Genomic DNA, 21,473 nt, shown 5'->3' with positions numbered 1-21,473 from the left:
CTATTGTATTAGTTTTGTGGTTTATAGGTGATGATAATCTCACCTGCTGTTATGGGTTTGGAGAGGGAAATACCAATACGTGTATAAGGTGTACCGCCTTCTGCTATTTTTTCGGATTTTAGCAACAGCTGGTTGCCCGGAGAAGAGAAGGTAACCAACATTTTTTCATTTCCTCTTGTCAGCAGCAAGGTATTACCCGAAGTTTGCTTCCATTCAGAACGAGTGGAAATAGCCGTTTCAAAGCCCTCAGGTTTAGTATATTCAAACGCATCCGTAAAAGTAACGCTGCCCTTGTTTTGCCTGTCGTAAACCATGGTACGGTTAAGCTTCTTTAGTCCTGGCACAGGGTATGCCGAAGCAATGTCTAATGTGATGTCATCTTTTTCGCGGGTAAAGCCTGTACGAATAGTTTTTGACCTGGCCCCGGCACCTGGCTGTTGGCAGCTGTCTGCAACCAGGGGAACCGGGTGACCAAATGAGCCTATTGTTTTATAGGTATAACGGTATTTGGGATCGAAAATATTGGCGGTATAGGGAATTACTCCCGGATCACCGGCCATGATCTGGTTTCCCTGCACAATGGTAAACGACCCTATATCATTATGATTATGAGATTCTGCATTGTTGCCGCCTTTAAATACAACCCCTATATTGGCAGAAGTGCCAGGGTTCGGCCTGCACACCAATACACCCGTTTGTTCGAAATAGAACCGGATATCAGCCTGATCCGGCTGAATACGCCCAGGGTATAAATTACTTTTGGTCAGAGAATTTGGAAAAGCCATCATCACGCTCATTCTATTGTCGCCCGTACGTGCCTGCACACCTAAAGTGTCGTATTTTGCCGATCCGGGTCTGAAACTCTTATATAAATAAGCCATTACATTCCCATCGGGCCTGGCTCCTTCTTTACAATCAGATATGGCCGGATACACCCCATTGATCACTTCAATATTGGCCGGATAAGCCGCTATTTTCTGTACTTTTGGGTCCTTAAACAAATCTATCTTACCTCCTGTAGCTTGCCAGATGCTCTCACGCAAAAGAATATAATGTCCAAATCCATAGCTAAAATACACCACCCCTTCCCCGCAATAGCCGTCGTCTCCAAAACCCTTCAAACCATTTCCTGAATAGTATTCGCCAATGGCAATAAATTTGGCGCGCTCCTCCCTGCTTTGCAGGGTTGTCAGTGCAGCGCCCACTACCCCGGCTAAACACACGTGGTTCCAATTGTTCATATCCGTCAGAAAGCCGTTCTGTCTTTCTGCAGTATTTGATTTGAATGTCTCCATTACCGGATTAAAGATCCTGATGTATAAGGCATCCAACGCCAGTTTCTTCAAATCAGCCGGAACCTTATCGCCCATCAAATACAAGGTTTGTGCAATGGTATGTGCATATAAAGAAGAAGTCAGTTCAACTGAATAAGCAATGCCATTATAGTTCTTAAAACCATGGTCGCTGCGTGGTGAAGTCCAGGACTTTTGCTGAATTAAATCCCTAAGGGCAACCTCTATACGCTTGGTGTACCGGTTTTTATTTTCAAGACATTCTGCCCATGTCAACTTCGACAGGCCCTCTGCCCTTTTCCGCATCATGGTCAGGCCCCTGCCCGATGAGGATTCGGTTCCTTTAGATAAAGAGAAATAGTCTTCCTTACTGAACCCGGGCATTTGATAACCAGGCATCGACCTTAAAAAGGAATTATACTGCCCGGATAAAAGCAGGCGGTCCCAAGCCTTTCTGTTGCTGTAAGGATCTCCGAAACCAGCGGGCGCATCGTTAAGGCATTTTTCAATTTCCTTAACCCTTTTCATATCTATTGGTTGTATGGGATAAGGAACGGTTTGCGCACTAAGTTCCAGGCCTGTGCCAGCAACACACAATGCGGTGACGACAACGATTACGAAATTCTTCATTCTTTATTTTTTTAATTGATTATCCATACACTGGCCCAGTATTTTCATTGTATCTTTCTGATATTTCCTGACCAATTTTAAGGCAGTATTCACTTTCGCTTTTGAGGCTTCAGGATTTTTGAGCATATCCAGTACCGCAGGTACAATCCGGTTTACATCGGCAGGTGTGTCCATATCGAACAGCCACTCGCCCAAACCAATATCATCCCACATAAATCCTTTAGATGTTTGCTCTGTAAAGCGGCAAACAATAGCCGGTACGCCTAGGGCTATGCACATAATGGGCGAATGCATTTCGAGCCCAAACAATCCCGCTGAACGGGCGTAGGTACTAACCGCCTCATCTGTAAGCCAGTATTTGTCGCGCCAAATGATCCGGGATTTAACATCCTCCGGCAGGGGATCATATAGCATCTCCTTACCAATACGGATCTGGGTTTCGTTCTCCGGAACAATCAGGACTTTAAGATCAGTTTGTCTGACCACCTCAATGATCGCATCCCGGATCGGCCGGTTGTCATGCTCTTTCATTTTTTCATTCCATGCACGTTTCTCTTCATTGACGGGCAATTGCTTGGATGGAATCTCCCACCATGGAGAAAACCGAAGTTGCGGAATAACGCATACGAATTTTCCGGTTTCGAGCGCATGCGACTTTAAAAACGCATCTGCGGCCTGGTCATTCCTGACATCGACGGCAAAGGCGCCATCCGGACAAAAACCCATAAGAGGGCACTTTATGCCTATTTTTTTTGCGAACCGAAGAGATACAGAATCCCTGAACCAGGTAAAAGCAGCAGCATTGAACAATTCAACATCCAGGGGATTATAATTTTCATCTTGTGCCTGAAAGCCATAATTGCCGGGAAAAGTTATTCCATAGATGCCATATGGCGCATTCCTCTCTTCCTTCCACAATTTAAGTTCCTTTCTCCCCACCAATGAAGGTCCGGAACCATGCAGAAAAAAATCGCATTCCCTGAGGGCCTGCTGCTTATCTTCTGCTGATTTTATGATTTTTAAGCTGGGAAATCTGGCTAAAAGCATTTCTTCAACGCCTGATTTAACTGAATCCGGCCAAAGGCGAACCTGTACATGCGGCAGGTATTTTTCAATCAAAGCCAACACCCCGGGGGTATGGCCAATGTCCCCGATATTCTCCACTTGCCAGGAAGAACGTAAGAGTAAGCTTTTTTTGGTCTTGCCGGCCTGTGCCAATGCCGGAACAGCGGCTAAATATCCTGCAAACAGGAGGGTATGTTTAAGGAAATCCTTTCTGGAAATGTGTGTCATATCAAATTCTTATGTAATCGGAAAGTGTGCGCTGATTATATTTTAATCCGGCTATACCTTAGCAAAGCCTCCAGATAATAATAATCTGCATAAATTATGGGCGTATCCACCTCAGAGTGGTAGGGTTTAGAGCCTACCGAATGCTTCAGCAGGAAGTTGTGGTTGTCTCCTGTTTTGCCGGAATATTGATCGGACGAAAGGCTGTGCAGCAGCTCTTCTGCAAATAAATAGTGTATTTTATCCTTTGTGTAGGTATACAGCTCCAATAATGCAGCGGCCGTTATGGCTGCCGCCGATGCATCCCTTTCTTCATTTGGTATATCCGGCGCGTTAAAATCCCAATATGGGATTTTATCCGACGGGAGGTTGGGATGACTGGCAATAAATTTTGCGATTTGAACGGCTTGCTTAAGGTATTTTCTGTTACCGGTTTCTCTAAACATCATGGTGTAACCATAGAGCGCCCAGGCTTGGCCCCGGGCCCATGCAGAGGCATCAGCAGCACCCTGATTGGTTTTTCTGGCCAGAACTTTACCATTGGGGCCATAACAAACCACATGATAGCTGCTGTAATCTTTTCTGAAATGATTTTTGAGCGTGTTGTCGGCATGGATGATGCTGATGTTATGGTATTTTTTATTACCCGACGCTTTTGAAGCCCACAACAGGAACTCCAGGTTCATCATATTGTCGATGATCACCGGATAGTCAAAGCCCTTAAACTCCTCCCATGACTTGATCAACCCAATTTTAGGGTTAAACCGCGTAGCCAGCGATTCCGCGCCAACAAGCATAATGTCCTTATATTTCTCATTGTTGGTTAAACGATAACCATTTCCGAAAGGACAATACAGCATAAAGCCTAAATCATGCGTTGTGGTGTTGTACTTCTCCTTTTCCACTGCCATGGTCCATTTTTCGGCAGCGTCTTTCCACTTGGGGTCTTTTGTAAATTCATAGAGGTACCAGAGGCTCCCGCCGAAGAAGCCGCTGCACCACCATTCCGATGGTCGGGTGTCCAGGGTTCCATCCTTCTTAACAGACTGAGGGAACCGGCTGAGGTCGGTATTTGCCCTGAGCATCAAATCATATTGTCCCTGGGCATAGGTCATTGCCTTCCCAACATCAACTTTATGTTGTGCATGTAAACCTATTGAAAGGAGTATACCATACACTACTGTAATAATGTTTTTCTTCGTCATACTAACTAAGCTAAATTTTCCTTTGTAAATCAGTTGGTTACCGTAATGTTAAGTTGCCTTACTACCTTTTTATTTCCGTAAACATTATTGGTTTCCGCTATAAAAGTGGCGGTATAAGTACCGGCCTTACTATAGGTATAGGTATAACTCTCCTTTTTTGCTTCTCTAAACAATTTAAGCGCTGTCGCTTTATCCTTCCCCAGGTCGTTAGGGTTGATGTAAACAGCCCTGCTTATTCCCCAGTCTTCCGTATACTCCTCCTTAATTGCCGCGGTTGCATTTCCTTTAAACTGAATTGTGGTTGCATTTGCAAGCGACCGGCCTTCCTGTTTGTTTCCGTAAGAAAACACAGAAAAATTACTGCCTGCACCGTAGTCCATCAGCGTAACCTCGCCATCGTCAAATTTACTTTTCACCAGTACAGCAGTGATGTTCCAGTCACTGGCGGCTAAAAATTCTGTCTGAGGTTTGGTAATATACCTGAAGGCCACGTACAATGGTTTTCCGGCAGGGGCAAGATCCAGGATGTCAACTTCCGTAGAGGCCGTAACCGTTGCGTTTTTCGCAAGTACAAACCGGCTGGTGATGTCTGTCCAGTTGGCAGCCCTGATGTTGGCAATCGCATATTTACCATCAAAGTCGGAAGACACCAGCACAGCCAATTGATTTGCCTGCTGTGTAGCCGCTACGGTAGCACTTGAGAAAGACAAATAACAATTTTTCAATGTTCTGGAATTGGTAACATAATTATAGTCCTTCAGGAATTCCCCTGAATAAAAGGACAGCATTTGAGGGCTCCCTTCAAATTTGAAAGTAACAGCCTCACCAGCCTTGATCGTGGTTTTGTCGGCCGTAACTTCCAATGCCGGCTCGTCAAGATGATATTTCTTACAGGAAAATAAAGCAACCGATATCAGCATTAAATAATATTTGAAATATGTTTTCATCAGAATATTAAATTATTAGTAAAAATGATTGACAATTACCAGCCCGGATTCTGGCCAATTGCCTTATTGACTGTAGTTTCAGCATCCGGGATAGGCCATAAAACATCACGCTCGGAAGTGTTTTCCCCCGCTTTTCCACCAAAGGCCCTTGATCCCAGGGGCGCAAAATCCAGGGCGATTTGTTTCATCACACGGTAGTAATCACCCCAGCGCACCAAATCTCTCTTTCTCATGGCCTCAAATGCCAATTCCCTGGAACGCTCTGCTTTCAGGAACTCCATAAATTTGGCATAGTCGGCAAAATCGGTTTTTTTTACGTCACCCTTAAATACGGACAGATTGGTAAGGATTATGGTGGCCTTTGCCTGTACGCCGGCATAGGTAAACACCGCGCCTGTGGTAGCTGCAGCAGATGCCCCGGCGCTTTGTGTAGGTGGTGTGACAGTGGTTGTACCTGCTGTAGTGACGGTATACAGCTTATTGTCATTGTAAACCTGTTTACCAACAGCGTACAAAACATTTGGCATCCAGGATTCCCCGATGGTAATGGTTGGTGTTGAATTGTAATTGCCGCCCCTGTTCTCCACATAAATTGCGGTGAGCGCCCTGGTCCCGCTGGTTGCAACGGCTGTTACCGCGGCAGCACCCGCACCTCCGCCACCGGCAATTGTAACCGGCGGCGCCGATGTATATCCGGAACCCGCAGTCGAAATGGTTATCGTATCAATCATCTCTCTGTTTGGCAGCAGGTTTCCAAACGCTCTTCTTCTCACCTGGTTCACCGTCTGGTCCAGCACCTCCTGATCTGGTACGGTTCCATTCTGGCTTGCCACTGCTTCTGCATACATCAGCAACACATCTGCATAACGCAGCAGCGGATAATTGACAGAATTACCTCCCTGCTCCTTTGGATAAACGGTTTCATACTCCCTTTTCCATTTAGCTACGCTTCGTTCACTTGCCTGCATGGCTGTTGGATAGACAGGTCGATACGTTTTGGTGGCAGGATTGGTTGATGACAAAGAATATGGAGCGATGTTCCAGTCTCTTCTCCAATCGCCCTTTGCATAGGAAAAATATAATTTTGGTGTAACCGCTACATATCCGAAACAATAACCATAATTTGGATCCTGACCGCCATGAGAAATGCCATAATGAATACCCACTTTCCCGGTAGCATTGTAACCATCTGAGCTAAAACCATAAAACTCAACCTCCCATATGCTTTCTTTAAGATCATATTTATCCTGGCTCATGTTGATGAATACCTGCCTGTAGTCGGGGTTAAGGCTATGATAACCGTCGTCGATTACCTTTTTTGCCCAGGTTTGGGCCATTTCGTATTTCGATACATCCTTTACAGGATCTCCTGCCATGTACAAACATACCCTGGCCAATAAACCGCGCACAGCAGATTTATTGATGTGACCGGCGTTGCTAACCTGCCTTACACCAGGAACCAGGCTTTCTGCTTCGGTCATGTCTTTGATGATCTGCTCGTATACTTCTTTTGAAGGTGTTCTGGGGTTATTGGTGTGTGCAACAGAAGAGGTAGGTTCCAGCAGCAAAGGCACATCTCCCCAATAGCTGACCAGTAAAAAGTAAAAATACGATCTTAAAAACAAAGCTTCCCCCTTAATCACAGCCCGGTTTTCATCGCTCATTGCGGGCTTATTGATATTGGCCAGCAACAGGTTTGCCCTTTCAATTCCACTATACAATGCGGTCCACACATTAGTTACGTTAGTTTCAGAAGTGGTAACCAGGTTGACAGCAATGCCCGTGTTCTGTGCAGAACGGTTATAAAAACCTTCATCTCCATCCAATGACATCACCCCCTGAAAGCTGTGTCCATAAATTTTTGTCAGAGTCTGGAACACCCCGGCCAATGCAGAATTGAGCTGCTGTTCTGTCTCGTAATAATTTAAATTGGTGACCGTATCTCTTGGTACGGTATCTAAAAATTTAGAGCAGGATGTGCCCATTAAAAGCAGGGCAACAACAATACATATATATAATTTCTTTTCCATAATATATTTTGGTTTACAATGAAGCCTTTAGTCCAAAAACTAATGTTTTCGCGATAGGGAATGCGGAATAGTCAAACCCCGGAGTTAAGATGGAGTTCCGGGTAGACACTTCCGGATCCATCCCTGTATACCTGGTCCATGTAACCAGATTCTGTGCAGAAGCTGTCAGCACGATATCTTTAAGGCCTATTTTTTTTAAATAATTCGCTGGTATGCTGTAAGCCAGTTCCACGGTTTTCAGCCTTAAATAAGAGGCGTCTTCCAATTCCCTGGTTGAATAATAACCTTCCGGAACCCCGCCCACAACAGGTATGGTGGTACTCGGATTGGTAGGCGACCAGCGATTTGCATAAGTCGCATATTGATTCAGCATGCTGTATGCCTTTGCTTCAAAAATGAGTTTGTTTGCGTTGTATACGTCATTGCCATAAGACCATTGTAAAAAGACGTTCAGACTTAAGTTTTTATAAGTAAAATTGTTGGAGAAACCACCCGAATGAACAGGTAAACCCCTGCCAATAATGGTTTGATCGGCCGCTGTGATGATCCCGTCGTTGTTCAGGTCCTTATAGCGGATATACCCTGGTTTGATGACCTCTCTGGCCATACCGTTTGTGGACACAGAATTTTTGAGGCGATAACCGCCATTCGGCAATCGATAAAAATCTTCATACTGATAAATCCCGTCAAAGATGTACCCGACAAAATTACCAACGGCATGACCTATAGCGGCGCTATACAATACCGGGTCAGCATATCCCGACTGCCATCTGGGTGAGATGGCACTCAATAAACGTTCCTCCTGATCGGCCAGCTGTAAAATGGTATTCCGGTTGAAGCTGATATTGAAATTACTCCGCCAGGAAAAATTACGCTTATTGATGTTCACCGTATTCAGGGTGAATTCCAATCCATCATTCTTCAATTTACCTACGTTTTTGTAGGCACGGGCATAACCAGTGCTGGGCGACATATTGGCCAGCAGCAGCAAATTGTCGGTTTTCTTTCGATATACATCAACCACCACCTCGATCCTGTTTTTCAATAAAGATAAATCGTATCCTAAATTGAGTTGCGCAGTAGTTTCCCATCTCAATTCAGGGTTACCAATTGTAGGAATGGCGGCCGGTGTCGGCACTTCATTTCCGAAAGAATAACCAGTAGTGTTCTCTACACTGATGGGCGAAAGTGCAGAAAAATCTCCTACCCTGTTGTTGCCGGTCAGGCCGTAACTTAAACGTAATTTGGCTTCTGTGATGGCTTCAATTCCCTTAAGAAAAGACTCTTCCTTCATTTTCCAGGCAAATGCTGCTGATGGGAAGTAACCCCATTTGTTGTTCGGAAATTTAGAGGACCCATCTGCCCTGAATGTTGCCGTGAACAGATATCGGTTCCGATATCCGTAATTGAGCCTGGTAAAATAGGATTGCAGGGTGTTATAGGTACCGAAAGAACCAACCGCCAGCGGGGTGCCCTGCCCTAATCCGTCTATGCCCAACGTTTCATTGGGAACTTTAATTGCCGTATAGTTGTTGCCTTTGTTGCTTTCCTTCTGGAAACTAAAACCTCCCAAAACGGTAAGGGAATTGTTTTTGTTCAGCTTGCTGTAGGTAAGGGTATTTTCGTTAGACCAGGTGTTGCGACTGCTGTACACCATTGCACCCCACTGTCCATAGTTGTTCCTGGGGCTTACAGGGCTACCTTCGCTCGTTCTTGAATTATAGAAGGTACCCAATTGAATGGTATTGAGGTTAATGGCACCGGTAGATTTGAATACCAGGTTCTTAGTGATATCGTAAGAAAAATACCCATTGGCCACCAGGTTATTGTTGTCCTTATTTCTGTAAACATTCTTTGCAGACTCCACCGGGTTGAAGCGGTAATCTGTGGTGCTGGTAACATCTTCATCAAAAAGTTCTTCTTCCAGGTCTATATCACCTGTTAAATACCGGGCGTTAACGGGTCTGTATCCCCATACTGAATAAAGCAGCGCACTCGACGCATAGCCATCTTTTATAGAAGAAGCAATCTGGCCATAGGTCTGCGTATGGGTATAATTTGCACTCACACCAGCTTTCAATTTGCTGCTGACGTTCTGATCCAGGGTTACACGTCCCTGCTGCTTTCTCAAACCCGTATTCACTACCACAGAACCTGTTTCAAACAAGGATCCTGAAACGGCGTACCTGGTATCTTTATTTCCGCCCCGCAACGATAAATTGTGCATATTGGTTACGCCCTGTCTGAAGAACTGATCCTGCCAGTTGATCCCTGCCAGATTTTTATAGGAATCATAAGTTACGCCCTCTGGCAGATACAGCGTTTTGGCAGTTACCGAATCGCGTTCAAATTCCAGTTTAACAAACTCATAAGGACTCAATACCTCCACTCTTTTCGTTACGTCCTGGAAGCCATAAGAGCCCGAATAATTCAAATTGGGTTTACTTACACTTCCTTTTTTCGTTTCTATCACAATTACACCATTCGCTCCCCTGGACCCGTAAATGGCAGTGCCCGATGCATCTTTGAGCACATTTATGGATGCGATATCATCAGGGTTCAACATAGAAAGATCGAAATTCTCCGTTGCGAAGCCATCTATTACAAATAAAGGAGAGGCATCCTGTGTGATAGAGCCCACTCCCCTGATACGTATATTTACGCCTTCTTCTCCCGGCTGTCCCTGACTGGCCGAAACATTTAAACCAGCCACACGCCCGGCCAATGCCTGTTCTATAGAAGACACCGGGGCTTTGGCCATGTCACGAATATTTACCTGAGCCACGGAGCCTGTAATGTCAACTTTTCGTACAGATCCATAGCCAACCACTAAAACCTCATCCAGTTTGCTGACCTGCGATTTTAGCGTAACATTGATGGTTTGCCTGCCTTCAACCCTTACCTCCTGATCATCAAACCCCAGGTAGGTAAATACCAGTATTGCATTCTCCGGAACCTCTATGTTATAGCGTCCTTCCTTATCGGCAACAGCTTTCTTATCTCCCCCTTTCATTCTTACACCTGCACCCGGCAACGGGTTCCCCGTTTCATCCGTAACCACACCCGAAACCCTGATATTTTTTCTGTCAGTCTGCGTTAGTGCAGCTGGCTTTAGCTGAACAATGACAACGTTATTGTCAATTTTATAAGTTAAAGGCTGATTGGCAAATATCTGCGCTAAAACATCTTTAAAGTCGGCAGCTTTCACAGCAATGTCAACGGGTTTAGCCTGAGCGAGCACATTGTCGGCATACACAAAGTTATAGCCGCTCTGGATCCTTAACACTTTCAGCACAATGCGTAAGTCTGCTTGTTTTTTTGAAATCGTAATCTTTTGTGCAAGGCCGGCCGCACTTACCTGCATCAGGGCAGCTATTAATATTACGGTGGTTAATCGCATAATCAGCCAAATTTTACGGGTACAAGAATTTATTATACCCAGGTTTGTGGTTATCTTTCTATACATTTATTATATTTGGTTGTGCAGGGGCCTCTTGTTCTGAAGCTTCAGGCCACTGCGGGTTTAGTTTTATTCAATATGAGCTAAGCATTGACCAAATCCCTGTTACAGCAGGGATTTGGTTTTTCTGATGTAAGTACTATCTGCTTACCAAAATCTTCATTCCTTCAATTTTAAATTTTACCTGTCCGGTTGATTCCAGTGGCCGTAATACCTCAGACACATTGGCAAAGCGGGACACCGCACCGGTAAATGTGGTTACAGGCAATTCACCCTGATATTCGATTTCTACATTATACCAGCGCGAGATCATGCGCATGATGTAGCGGATGTCATCGTGTTCAAAGACAAACTGATTGTTTTTCCAGGCTATAAACAATTCTGTATCAACTTTTTTTACATTTACCTGCGTACCGTTAAGGGATGCTTGCTGGTTGGGTTTGAGAATGACCTCGTTTACTTTTGCACTGCCCTCTACCAATGTAGTTTTTGTGCTGCGCTCGTCTGGGTAAGCATTGATGTTAAACTCAGTACCAATGTCTTCAACCACCTGTCCGGTGCTTTCCACTTTAAAAGGCATTTTTGAATTGTGCACAACAACGAAATAAGCTTCACCGCTCAGTTTCACCCGCCGTTCGCGGCCAGAAAACTTGCCCGGAAATTCAAGCTTACTATCTGCATTTAAAAATACCCTGGTTCCATCAGGAAGCACCACCTGATAAGTTCCGCCACGCGGAGTGGTAATGGTTGTCGTTCCACTGAGCAGGCGCAGCGAGGAGGTATCGCCCAAGTTTGATCCGGCTGCTGAAACCAAAGTACTTCCATCACTATAGCTGATCTTACTTGCATCAATCACCACTCCGGTTTTCGCATCGCTTAGTGATACTTTGCTGCCATCAGGTAAGGTAATTGTAGCGCTGTTTTTGCCGGGTTTGATGTCGTTTTGATTTGCAATTTCTGAATTACGATTGACAGTCGGGTTGCCGGTATAAAACCAAAGCCCTGTAACAATCAGAGCTACAGCTGCTGCTATTGCTGCCAATTTTGGCAGCAGCCTTGCTTTTTTAGGCTGATGGCCTGCTTGTAATGCCTGGTAATTGTAGATGTAGTTTAAAATAGTCTGCTTTTTTGCAGCATCCAATGCATTTTCGGGAACAGCCATTTCGTTACTAAAGGCGTCAGGAAAAAGCTGGATCAATTCCTGGTCGTTATGAGACGCAATGATATGCGACCATAGCTCCTCATTCTCCGCCTCGGTATTCAGGTTATTGAAATAGTTTTGCAGCAGGACTTGAAGCCTCGCGTTTGGTTTTTGCATCGTTTATTGGTTTAGGCGGTTTGTATACCTTTTAACTACATTGACACCCGGCGCGAAAAAAATGCTTAGTGGTTTATCAAAAAAAACTAAAAAAAAAATCAACAGACTGATTTACAGCAATATTTATTTAAACAATACGGCAAATAATGCCGGATAGGCAAGCGCATGTTTGTTGAAATGTTCGCGTATGTGTTTTAAAGCCTGATGCATATGTGCCTGTACGGTACGGCTTGAAACGTTCATCTTTTTTGCAACTTCTTCATATTTCAATCCCTCAACATGGCAAAGGGTGTATGCTGTCCGTTGCTGGGGGCTTAAGCTTTCGATAGCCTGGCTGAGTATCCTATTGCTTTCATTGTAATCCAGTATCTTATCTGTGGAATTGTCGACTTCCTGGATGTTAATTTTAAGCTGTGTTACTGATCTGCCATCTTGTGCCAGTTTACGTATCACGTTAATGGAATGATTTCTTACTACCCGGTTTAAATACGCCCCGAAATTTTTCACTTCATCGAGTTTTTCTCTGTTGAGCCATATTTTTAAAAATACATCCTGTACGATTTCACTGGCCTGATCTTCGGATTTAGTCAGCTTTCGACCATAGTCATATACATAACGTTGATAAAAATCAAAGATTTCCGTAAATGCACGCTGATCGCCCAGGGCAACCCTCGCCAATAGTTCTTCTTCATTTTTAAGCTGCCTGTTTTCCATCGGTTGCACCCCTGGGTAATAACTTGGTTATTAAACAACAAGTATAGTGTAAATTTTTAAAGTTGGCACATTGATAAAGTACCCTAACAATAAAAAAAAATTGCAATATTTTGATTTTCAAGACTTTGTTTATTTTAGCACTACTATTTTGATCCTACTAGGATTCGACCCCGGGAACACTACATTAAAAGTGTGATGCTCTACCAGCTGAGCTATGGAATCAATCTCATTTTTGAAGGGGCTGCAAAAGTATAAAATTTATGTGGACTTCATAGATCTTAAAGCAACAACAAGCTTAAAATCAATTAGTTTTTCTAAAGTGCTAAGGCAATTTTCAACGAGGGGGATCGTCAATTTCTCTAAAGAAATATTCTAATACACCATCGAAGACAAATTATATTTTGATTCAGGCTCCTGTTAAAAAAGGCAAACATATAGTGGCAACGGTTCCTCTCTTATTTACACCAGGACTTATGGTAAAGCTAGCCCGCCCGCCCGATTGCTTTTTGTTAATCATTTCAACCCTTTCCCGGATAGAAGTCAGCCCCATAGACATTTCTTTAACACCGCCCGTGGCAGTTTTATTTGCGCTGTTCCCAATTCCTACCCCGTTATCTTCCACAGTAATACAAATTTTATCTTCCCTTTTTTTAATTGTTACACCGAGATGAGCATCAGCTTTTGGGTCTATAATCAATCCGTGTAAAATGGCATTTTCAATTAATGGCTGGATCAACATAGGTGGCAGTTGTAAGGTGTTGAGCTGAATATCATCCGCTACCATAAATGTATAGGTGAAAGCACCATCATAGCGCATGGCTTCCAGCTCTGTATACAACATTAAAGCTTTCCATTCTTTGTCTCCGCTTACTAAACTTTTTGTCGAATTTTCAAGGATCAGTCTGCTTAATGCGGCAAATTTTTGTATCAACCTGGAGGCCTTTCTTTTCTCGTTGTCCATTACATAAGCTTCAATTGAATTGAGGACATTGAATATGAAATGTGGGTTCATTTGCGACCTGATGGCCTTTAACTCACTTTCAGAAAGTCGTTGTTTAAACACAAATTGGCTGCGAATAAAAGCTATCCTTCTTCTAACTAAAAGAAAGATGATTATAGCAACGGTTACAAAAGACAAGATGATGAACCACTTTTTTTCGTACCAAAAAGGTAATACAGTAAACTGTAAGCTTTCTTCTGCACTAAAAACCTCATCGTTATTGCAACCTTTTATATATAGTACATATTTGCCATGAGGCATGCTCCCTAAAGCAATGTCACCATTTTTTACCTGCTGCCATTTTGCATCTTTTCCAATTTTGTAAAAATATTTATTCTCTTGTGGTGCTGTATAGCTGTTAATTGCAAAATGAATATTTACAATTTTGGTACCTGCATTTAGCGTAATTTCTTTGTATTTGCCATAAGTTTCTATTTGTTTCTCCTGTCCGTCGGCACTCACATCCATAAAGATAACACGTGGTACGGTTGTGTTAGATTTTATATTGTAGGGGTTAAACCTGGTAACATATCCGCTATAACTCAGTAGATAATTACCTGATTTATCAATCTCAAAAAAACCATGCCCCTCATATTGAAAAGGTAAACCATTATTGTAATTAAAATAAGTGAAGCTCTTTTTTCTATCGTATTTTATAATTCCCTGCTGTGATGGAATCCATAAATTACCAAGTGTATCCACCAGTACTCTTTTAAGGTAATTTTCAGGCAAACCCATTTGATCATCAATCAATAAACCAGTTTTAGTGGCCTTGTTGATTTTCAACAACCCAACATCCGACGCAGCCCAGATTACATTTTCTTTATCTTGAGTGATATCAGTTACCCAACTTACTTCTCGTGATTTTCCGGCAGCATCTTTAATTTCAATTTTGTTAAAAGCGTCTTCTGATGGATTATAAATACTGATCCCTTTGGTTGCGCCAATCCAAAAATCATCCTGTTTATCAATTAAACATGAAAAAACAGAGCCATCTATATTTTTGCCATCTGGCAGATAATGTTTAATGAATTTCTCCGCATTCGGATCAAAAACATAAACTCCATTTTTTCTTGCCCTTATCCAGAATTTACCATCTTTCCTCTTGTATAGCTTAGAGACAAACAGATTATCTTTAATCCTTAAATTTAATGGTGGAAAAAATATTTTATAGCTATTCCCTGTTTTTTTAACCAGCCCGGAATCGGTACTGAACCAAAAATTCTTTTGTTCGTCCTGGTAAATACTACTGATAGATTTGCTAAGGAAGCTTTTTGAATTTTCTGGAATTTTCGGAATATGTGATATTAGCTTCCAATTTTTGTCAAACGAATAGATACCCTTTGCATAATGACAGGTAATATAAAAACGATCTGCTACTTCCAGCATATTATTGGGTATGCCCAAAAGCCTCGGATTGCTAAGTTTTACCTGCTGATAAACGGGGATGTTTTCAAAATTTTGATAATTTGGGTCTATGATGCTAATCCCGTTATCGGTTGATAGCCATAACCTATTTTGCCGGTCTTTAGCTAAGTGAAAAACACTGAAGGCATTTAAAGAGGAAGGATTTAGTTCATCAGAAACGTATTCCTTCACCTCGAAACTTTTAAGGTTTTTAAGCACAAGACCACCATTTATGGCAATGCAAAGCCAATTCTGATTTAGATTATCGGTCCATTCGATGATGCTATTTACCCGGGCAGCTGGTTCTTTTATTGGAATTTTTACCGGTTTAACGACATTGTCATTCAAAAAATACCGAAGCCCGTTTGTAGCTTCACCTATGTAGACAGTGCCGTTAGCGGTTTGATGCAAAGCAAGAATTGGATCTTGTTCAGAATGATAATTTACCGTTTTATTTTTCTGATCGATGAGGTACAAACCATTTGCACCCAATGCCCACAACCTTTTTTCGCGGTCTTCTGCTATTTGCTTAAAAGAACTAACGGCTTGTTTAACACCTTTTACTACAGTGACATAATTTATAAAGCGATTGCTTTTATAATCAAACAACTGAACTCCAGCATTTGTAGCCAACCATAAATTTCCCTTGCTATCCACAAAAGGCACACAGTTTTCATCAGCAGCTAAACTATTTCTATTTGCAGGTTGATGAATAAAATTGATTGCTTTTCCCGTTGTTGGATTAAAACGGGCAAGCCCTTTGAATGTTCCTAACCAAAGTTGATTTTCTTTATCTGCAACAATATTGATGAGGGCATCATTACAAATTGTAGTACTATCTCTGGCATTATGTTTAAATTCTTTGATACCTGTACCATCGTAACGGTTTAAACCTTTACCTGTTGCTATCCAAATGATGCCATTTTTATCTTCATAAGTACATCTCACTGCATTGGTACTTAAGCCATCTCTTACGGTAATTTGGTTAAATTTTAAATTAGGAAAAGACTGTCCTATAGCTGCGAAACAGCTTAAGATGAGCAATAGATATGTGGCAATCCACCTTTTCATATAAAACGGGCGATAGGAAGCTATTGGTAAAAATTGAATCTAATTCTTTTTCCCGGCAAATGCAATTGATCAGTTTGCTGCCAACGTTTAAAATCGCACATAGCTAGACAACAGCGTTATCGAAATTTGGGAGAAAAATTGCGGCAAAAGTACCTTCGCCCCCTGCTCCCGGCGTAATTTTGAAACTCGCTAAATAATTATTTTTTTGCGCATTTATCATGGCAATTCTTTCTTTTATAGAGGCCAAACCCATAGATTTTTCTTTAACTCCGGTTTTTGTTCTCGCTGTAGATTGATGATCTAAGCCGTTTCCGTTGTCTTCTACGGTAATACAAATTCCCTGCTCATGTTTTTTAAGCTGCACCTCTAAATGTGCTCCTGGTTTTGGGTTCACAATTAAACCGTGTAAAATGGCATTTTCAATTAATGGCTGAATAAGCATTGGCGGTAAAAGCAATGTTCTTAATTGCAGGCTTTCATCGGCATCGAAATTAAAACTGAAAGAATTGTTGTAGCGCATCGCTTCCAGTTCAGTGTATAATTTCAAGGCCTTCCATTCTCTATCGGCTGTAACCAAACTTTTGGTAGAGTTCTCCAATATCAACCTGCTTAAAGCGGCAAATTTTTGTATTAACCTTGAGGCAGTGTATTTGTCATTATCCATAATATAGGCTTCGATGGAATTAAGCACATTAAAAATAAAATGAGGGTTCATTTGCGAGCGGATTGCTTTTAGCTCACTTTCAGTTAATTGAAATTGATGCTTTAGCAAAAGCTCATTTTGTATTGCTTCTTGCTTTTGTAAGGTGTTTTTAAAACGCAATTGCCTGATCCTGTATAAATTAATTAAATAAACAATTACAGATGCTAAAACTAAAATAGCCAGGGCACCATAAAGCCAAAGCTGTTTTAATTCTAGTTTGCTTAATTTTTGCTCCTGCGATAATGCATTTAATTTATTTGCCTGGAGCTTTTCATTATTTTTTGAGATAATCAATTGCTTCTCTTTTTCTTGATTGATCAGTTTTTGATTTTCCAAAGAAATCTTTTGTAGATTTCTCAGCTGAATACCTTTTTGAAGTTCGGCATTGTTTAATGCCAATTGCAAAGATTGTTGTTTTAGCTGTTCATCGGCTAGCAGCTGCTTTTGCTGATAAGTAAGCTCTTTCTTATCAAATTCGTACTGCATACCCATTCTGGTAATTTCAGTCTTCTTTTTATCATTACCAATGCTATCGGCAAACTTGTAGAATGCCCGATGAAAAAAGAGTGCACTGTCTGGCATTTTCAGTGCTTCATAAACTTCACTCAGACCTAAACTGGCGTCTCTTTTAATTTCTGTAATATTAAGTTCCTTACCAATATTCAGTGCATCAAGACCATAAGTTTTTGCAAGCTTAAAATTGTCCTTTTTAAAATAGGCAGACGATACATTCTGATAATTTATTCCTAAACTTTTCTTACCACCTATTTTTTTATTTATTTCAATTGCTTTTAAGCCATGGGCCAAAGCTAAATCGGGCATGCTTAGCTCAGCATAATAAGCAGATAGATTTCCATTATCTCTGGCTACACCTCTCAAATCTTTTAATGAATCTGCAATTTTTAAAGATAGTGTACTGTATTTAATAGCCTCTTTGGTATTCTTATTCTTAAAATGGACAATACCAATGTTTGTTAAAGTGCTTGACTGACCGGACAAGTGATTGATTTTTTTAAATAACTGATATGATTTTTGATAATTAGCCATCGCCTGAGCTGGATTTCCCATCTCATTGTAAACGGTACCAATATTTACTAATGTTAAAGCTTCATCTACCTGATTTTTTTTTGTTTTTTCGAAATTTGAAAGTGATTCCAAATAATATTTCAATGCTTCAGGGAACTTAGATTGGGTCATGTTTATCAACCCTATAGTTCCTAAATCACCACCAATGCCATCGTAGCTTTTAAGTTTGCTGTCAATTACCAGGGCCTTGTTCAGAAATTCCAATGCTTCTTTGTATTGAGATAGGTGATAAAATATCACTCCTTTAACTCTGTACGCAGCAGAAACAATATTTTCATTCGCGATCTTTTCTTTAAATGAAATAATTTCATCTATATTTTTTAAGGCAGATTTCGCATCATATTGCAGTTTTTGAGCCGCGAGATTGAATAAAGTTGTTGCCCGATTATCATCAGGTTTTTGCTGCTTACCTAAAACTTTTGTAAGCGAATCGATCTTCTTATTTTGTCCGTAGCCCTCGAACGGATGGAAAAAAACACCCATACATACCGCTAAAAAACAGAAGATATATTTAAAAATTTTATGAAAATCTGAGGTTGTCATGCAATGTCACATTGTATTTTGTATAGACTATTCTACTGTGGGAGTAAAATAGCACAATGTAGTCCAAGTATCGTCAATGTCAACTAAGCTATAGTGGCAGTTCACTCATTCAAAACCCCTATTCACTCAAGGCTTTAAAAATAGCAGTAAAAAGAAACCCGAATAGGCTATACACGCTTCGCTCATCCCCACCTAGGTCTTACTCAATGAAACGCTGTATTCAATCATTAATACAAATTCTTATGAAATAGGTTAATAGGTTTGAGTAGGAAAACAAAAAATCAAATCTATTTCACCTTAAAACATATCATCATGAAAAAGCAAGTAATCACCTTATTGAAAATGGCCATATCATTGTGTTTATTGATTATAGTTAGCCTGAATGCCGATGCTCAACTAGGTAAAAAATTAAAAAGACACAAGTCGGTGGATCCTATGGACGGTAAAGTTAAGCCTGTCATCACATCGCCTGCAGCTGGCGCAACAATAGATGGCCCTTTCGTGATGGTAGGTAAGGCAGAACCAAATACGGCTATCAATATATATGTTTCTCCCATATATAAACTACCAAAAAGCCCCGATGGAAAACCAATTTTGGTGGTCAGTACACCAAAACATAAACATCAACATTTTACAGCCAAAGCAGATGCAAATGGCATTTGGCAAAGTCCGTTGATAGAAGTGATGTTTGATAGTAAAACAACGGATAGAAGAATATTTGCTTTTGTTAATCAGATATGGGGAAGTTATACCTATGAGACTAAAAACATCGAATATTTTGCTTCGCCAAAATTAACAATGACAATGGAAACCATTAAGGTGCCTGTAAAGCAAAGGAATTAATATCAATTTATCTATGAAAACCTGGATCATCTTTAGCCTACTGCTTTTCGTGACTGGAAGCAGTAGTCAGGCACAAAACCTGCCAAAAGCATACCCAACTGCAGTAAACGCGCTTAAATATTAATTAAAAAGAAAGACTATGAAAAACTTAAGGAACATATTCGCTAAAACGCTCATCACATTTTCTGTTTTGTTTGTGTTTGCATCTTGCAAAAAAGATAAGGATGTAGAAAAAGACGGGAATACGATAGATTTCACAAAATATTACATTACTGGAGAATACGACGCCTATGGCACACGTAACAGCTATGTTTTCACTTTTGGAGCACTAATGAAAGCCAGCTATTATTCTGTGGGCCAGTCCATATCTGGTAGCTATGCCTATACCGATGGGAACCTGAGTATTCATCAATCCAATAATGTAACATGTAATTATAGCCTTTCAAATGGTGTAATCACTAGTAGTAGTATTCCTGGTACCATCAGTTATTACTTACAAAAAATACCTGATGCCGACGCATTTGCAGGCAAGAATTTTAAGGGTACAGTTGCTACCAATGGGCTTGCTAATGGAAAATCGTGTTTAATCAAATTTACTACGGAGGGCAAATTTACTGTAAGTATTGATGGTTTTGGGCAAACTGGTAATGGTGCAGCATACACTTTACAAAACAACGGTGTAGCTACCGCGAATACAGGTTACGAAGGTAGGTTGCACCTAATGACTTTAGCCGACGGAAAACTATACTATTCACAAAGCTACGAAGGTCAAAACACTCATTACTTCGGCGTGCTTACATTACAATAAAACTAGAGGCAACTATGAAAAATCTAAAAATAATTACTATGCTGCTAATGCTTTTAAGCTTTATGGCATGTAAAAAAGATAAGGATAATGATGATGCCGAGAAAAACAATAAAGTTATAGGCATTTATGCAGGCGCACAGTTTTCCATGTTTATAAAAGCTGATAATAGCTTATGGGCAACAGGCCGGAACGATTATGGTCAATTGGCTGATGGTGCGACGGCTCATATATATACACCCAAGCTGGTGATGAATGATGTGGCTGCGGTAAGTTCCGGAAGTGCACATACCATGATTCTAAAAACCGATAAAACGCTGTGGGGAGTAGGCTACAATTCGGGTGGACAATTGGGCGATAACACGACCCAAACTTCAGCAAGCCCAAAGCAAATTATGACAGACGTAAGCGCGATAAGTACCTCTATTAATCAAACATTTGCGATAAAAACCGACAAAACACTTTGGGCTATGGGCCACAATTATTATGGCGAACTAGGCGATGGCACCACTCAAATGGTTAAAATACCCAAACAAATTATGGCAGATGTGTTAGCCGTAAGCGCAGCGTATAATTACACCTTAATTTTAAAAACAGACCATACACTTTGGGCTACAGGTGTTAACGAATATGGCAAATTTGGCGATGGCACCACCACCAATACTAAAATACCCAGGTTCATTATGTCTGGTGTAAAAGCCATTAATACAACTATAGACGCTAGCCTGATTTTAAAAGATGACAATACGCTTTGGGCGGTTGGGGCTAATCCTACTGGTAAATTAGGTGACGGAACTTATGACAATATCAGCACCCCCAAGCAAATTATGGCAAATGTAGCCACAATGAGTTCTATGACGCATCATACGTTAATTTTAAAAACCGACGGTACACTTTGGGCAACGGGAGATAATAGAGCTGGTCAGCTAAGCGTAGGAACTATGGCTATGATTAACTCGCCACAATTAGTAACCGATAAAGTAAAAAGTATCTCTGCAGGTACAGATCACTCCATAATTTTAAAAACAGACCATTCAGTTTGGCTTACAGGCTATAATGTTTACGGTCAATTAGGAGACCAGGCAGATAAAAGTAGATACATCTTCAAAGAACTAAAATTTTAAATTTT

13 protein-coding genes are annotated in these 21,473 nt (G+C 41.2%); 3 read left to right on the top strand and 10 right to left on the bottom strand.

Features of this window, described 5'->3' with window-relative positions:
- Positions 1 to 8: 8 nt before the first annotated feature.
- The 10 genes from ABIE26_RS06060 to ABIE26_RS06015 form a co-directional block, all read right to left on the bottom strand.
- On the bottom strand, positions 9 to 1,922 hold the full coding sequence (locus ABIE26_RS06060; protein ID WP_310138925.1) for a heparinase II/III family protein: 1,914 nt from the start codon (positions 1,920 to 1,922) through the stop codon (positions 9 to 11).
- Positions 1,923 to 1,925: 3 nt separating this feature from the next.
- Entirely contained in the window at positions 1,926 to 3,215 is a 1,290-nt protein-coding gene (locus ABIE26_RS06055) for a polysaccharide pyruvyl transferase family protein (protein ID WP_310138926.1), read from the bottom strand.
- Between the two features lie 35 nt (positions 3,216 to 3,250).
- Positions 3,251 to 4,417, bottom strand: coding sequence for a glycoside hydrolase family 88 protein (locus ABIE26_RS06050; RefSeq protein ID WP_310138927.1), 1,167 nt, complete (start codon positions 4,415 to 4,417; stop codon positions 3,251 to 3,253).
- Positions 4,418 to 4,446: 29 nt separating this feature from the next.
- On the bottom strand, positions 4,447 to 5,364 hold the full coding sequence (locus tag ABIE26_RS06045; RefSeq protein WP_310138928.1) for a DUF5017 domain-containing protein: 918 nt from the start codon (positions 5,362 to 5,364) through the stop codon (positions 4,447 to 4,449).
- Positions 5,365 to 5,399: 35 nt separating this feature from the next.
- Positions 5,400 to 7,394 (bottom strand): RagB/SusD family nutrient uptake outer membrane protein, encoded by a 1,995-nt coding sequence (locus tag ABIE26_RS06040; RefSeq protein WP_310138930.1) that lies wholly within the window; start codon positions 7,392 to 7,394, stop codon positions 5,400 to 5,402.
- Between the two features lie 13 nt (positions 7,395 to 7,407).
- Positions 7,408 to 10,794, bottom strand: a complete 3,387-nt coding sequence (locus ABIE26_RS06035) for a TonB-dependent receptor (RefSeq protein WP_310138932.1) — start codon at positions 10,792 to 10,794, stop codon at positions 7,408 to 7,410.
- Positions 10,795 to 10,993: 199 nt separating this feature from the next.
- Positions 10,994 to 12,172, bottom strand: a complete 1,179-nt coding sequence (locus ABIE26_RS06030; protein ID WP_310138934.1) for a FecR family protein — start codon at positions 12,170 to 12,172, stop codon at positions 10,994 to 10,996.
- Between the two features lie 123 nt (positions 12,173 to 12,295).
- A complete protein-coding gene (locus ABIE26_RS06025) occupies positions 12,296 to 12,886 on the bottom strand; it encodes an RNA polymerase sigma factor (RefSeq protein ID WP_310138935.1) in 591 nt (196 codons plus the stop codon).
- A gap of 406 nt (positions 12,887 to 13,292) precedes the next feature.
- A complete protein-coding gene (locus tag ABIE26_RS06020) occupies positions 13,293 to 16,364 on the bottom strand; it encodes a ligand-binding sensor domain-containing protein (RefSeq protein WP_310138937.1) in 3,072 nt (1,023 codons plus the stop codon).
- A gap of 103 nt (positions 16,365 to 16,467) precedes the next feature.
- Positions 16,468 to 18,696 (bottom strand): tetratricopeptide repeat-containing sensor histidine kinase, encoded by a 2,229-nt coding sequence (locus ABIE26_RS06015; RefSeq protein WP_310138938.1) that lies wholly within the window; start codon positions 18,694 to 18,696, stop codon positions 16,468 to 16,470.
- Between the two features lie 312 nt (positions 18,697 to 19,008).
- Here ABIE26_RS06015 and ABIE26_RS06010 point away from each other — a divergent pair, with 312 nt between their 5' ends.
- The 3 genes from ABIE26_RS06010 (at position 19,009) to ABIE26_RS06000 (ending at position 21,468) form a co-directional block, all read left to right on the top strand.
- Positions 19,009 to 19,539 (top strand): hypothetical protein, encoded by a 531-nt coding sequence (locus tag ABIE26_RS06010; RefSeq protein WP_310138939.1) that lies wholly within the window; start codon positions 19,009 to 19,011, stop codon positions 19,537 to 19,539.
- Between the two features lie 139 nt (positions 19,540 to 19,678).
- Positions 19,679 to 20,347, top strand: coding sequence for a hypothetical protein (locus ABIE26_RS06005; RefSeq protein WP_310138940.1), 669 nt, complete (start codon positions 19,679 to 19,681; stop codon positions 20,345 to 20,347).
- A gap of 14 nt (positions 20,348 to 20,361) precedes the next feature.
- The gene (locus ABIE26_RS06000) at positions 20,362 to 21,468 is read left to right on the top strand and encodes an RCC1 domain-containing protein (RefSeq protein ID WP_310138941.1); all 1,107 of its coding nucleotides are present in this window, start codon (positions 20,362 to 20,364) and stop codon (positions 21,466 to 21,468) included.
- The last annotated feature ends 5 nt before the right edge of the window (positions 21,469 to 21,473 follow it).

It is taken from the genome of Pedobacter africanus (assembly GCF_040548825.1).
GTDB classification, from domain to species: domain Bacteria; phylum Bacteroidota; class Bacteroidia; order Sphingobacteriales; family Sphingobacteriaceae; genus Pedobacter; species Pedobacter africanus_A.
Note: the sequence above shows the minus strand (reverse complement) of the source record. Positions and strands in the feature narration are given on the sequence as shown.

Bases quoted from the DNA above. Each gene is read 5' to 3' on its own strand.
- ABIE26_RS06060 (WP_310138925.1), bottom strand. From the start codon at position 1,922: ATGAAGAATTTCGTAATCGTTGTCGTCACCGCATTGTGTGTTGCTGGC.
- ABIE26_RS06055 (WP_310138926.1), bottom strand. From the start codon at position 3,215: ATGACACACATTTCCAGAAAGGATTTCCTTAAACATACCCTCCTGTTT.
- ABIE26_RS06050 (WP_310138927.1), bottom strand. From the start codon at position 4,417: ATGACGAAGAAAAACATTATTACAGTAGTGTATGGTATACTCCTTTCA.
- ABIE26_RS06045 (WP_310138928.1), bottom strand. From the start codon at position 5,364: ATGAAAACATATTTCAAATATTATTTAATGCTGATATCGGTTGCTTTA.
- ABIE26_RS06040 (WP_310138930.1), bottom strand. From the start codon at position 7,394: ATGGAAAAGAAATTATATATATGTATTGTTGTTGCCCTGCTTTTAATG.
- ABIE26_RS06035 (WP_310138932.1), bottom strand. From the start codon at position 10,794: ATGCGATTAACCACCGTAATATTAATAGCTGCCCTGATGCAGGTAAGT.
- ABIE26_RS06030 (WP_310138934.1), bottom strand. From the start codon at position 12,172: ATGCAAAAACCAAACGCGAGGCTTCAAGTCCTGCTGCAAAACTATTTC.
- ABIE26_RS06025 (WP_310138935.1), bottom strand. From the start codon at position 12,886: ATGGAAAACAGGCAGCTTAAAAATGAAGAAGAACTATTGGCGAGGGTT.
- ABIE26_RS06020 (WP_310138937.1), bottom strand. From the start codon at position 16,364: ATGAAAAGGTGGATTGCCACATATCTATTGCTCATCTTAAGCTGTTTC.
- ABIE26_RS06015 (WP_310138938.1), bottom strand. From the start codon at position 18,696: ATGACAACCTCAGATTTTCATAAAATTTTTAAATATATCTTCTGTTTT.
- ABIE26_RS06010 (WP_310138939.1), top strand. From the start codon at position 19,009: ATGAAAAAGCAAGTAATCACCTTATTGAAAATGGCCATATCATTGTGT.
- ABIE26_RS06005 (WP_310138940.1), top strand. From the start codon at position 19,679: ATGAAAAACTTAAGGAACATATTCGCTAAAACGCTCATCACATTTTCT.
- ABIE26_RS06000 (WP_310138941.1), top strand. From the start codon at position 20,362: ATGAAAAATCTAAAAATAATTACTATGCTGCTAATGCTTTTAAGCTTT.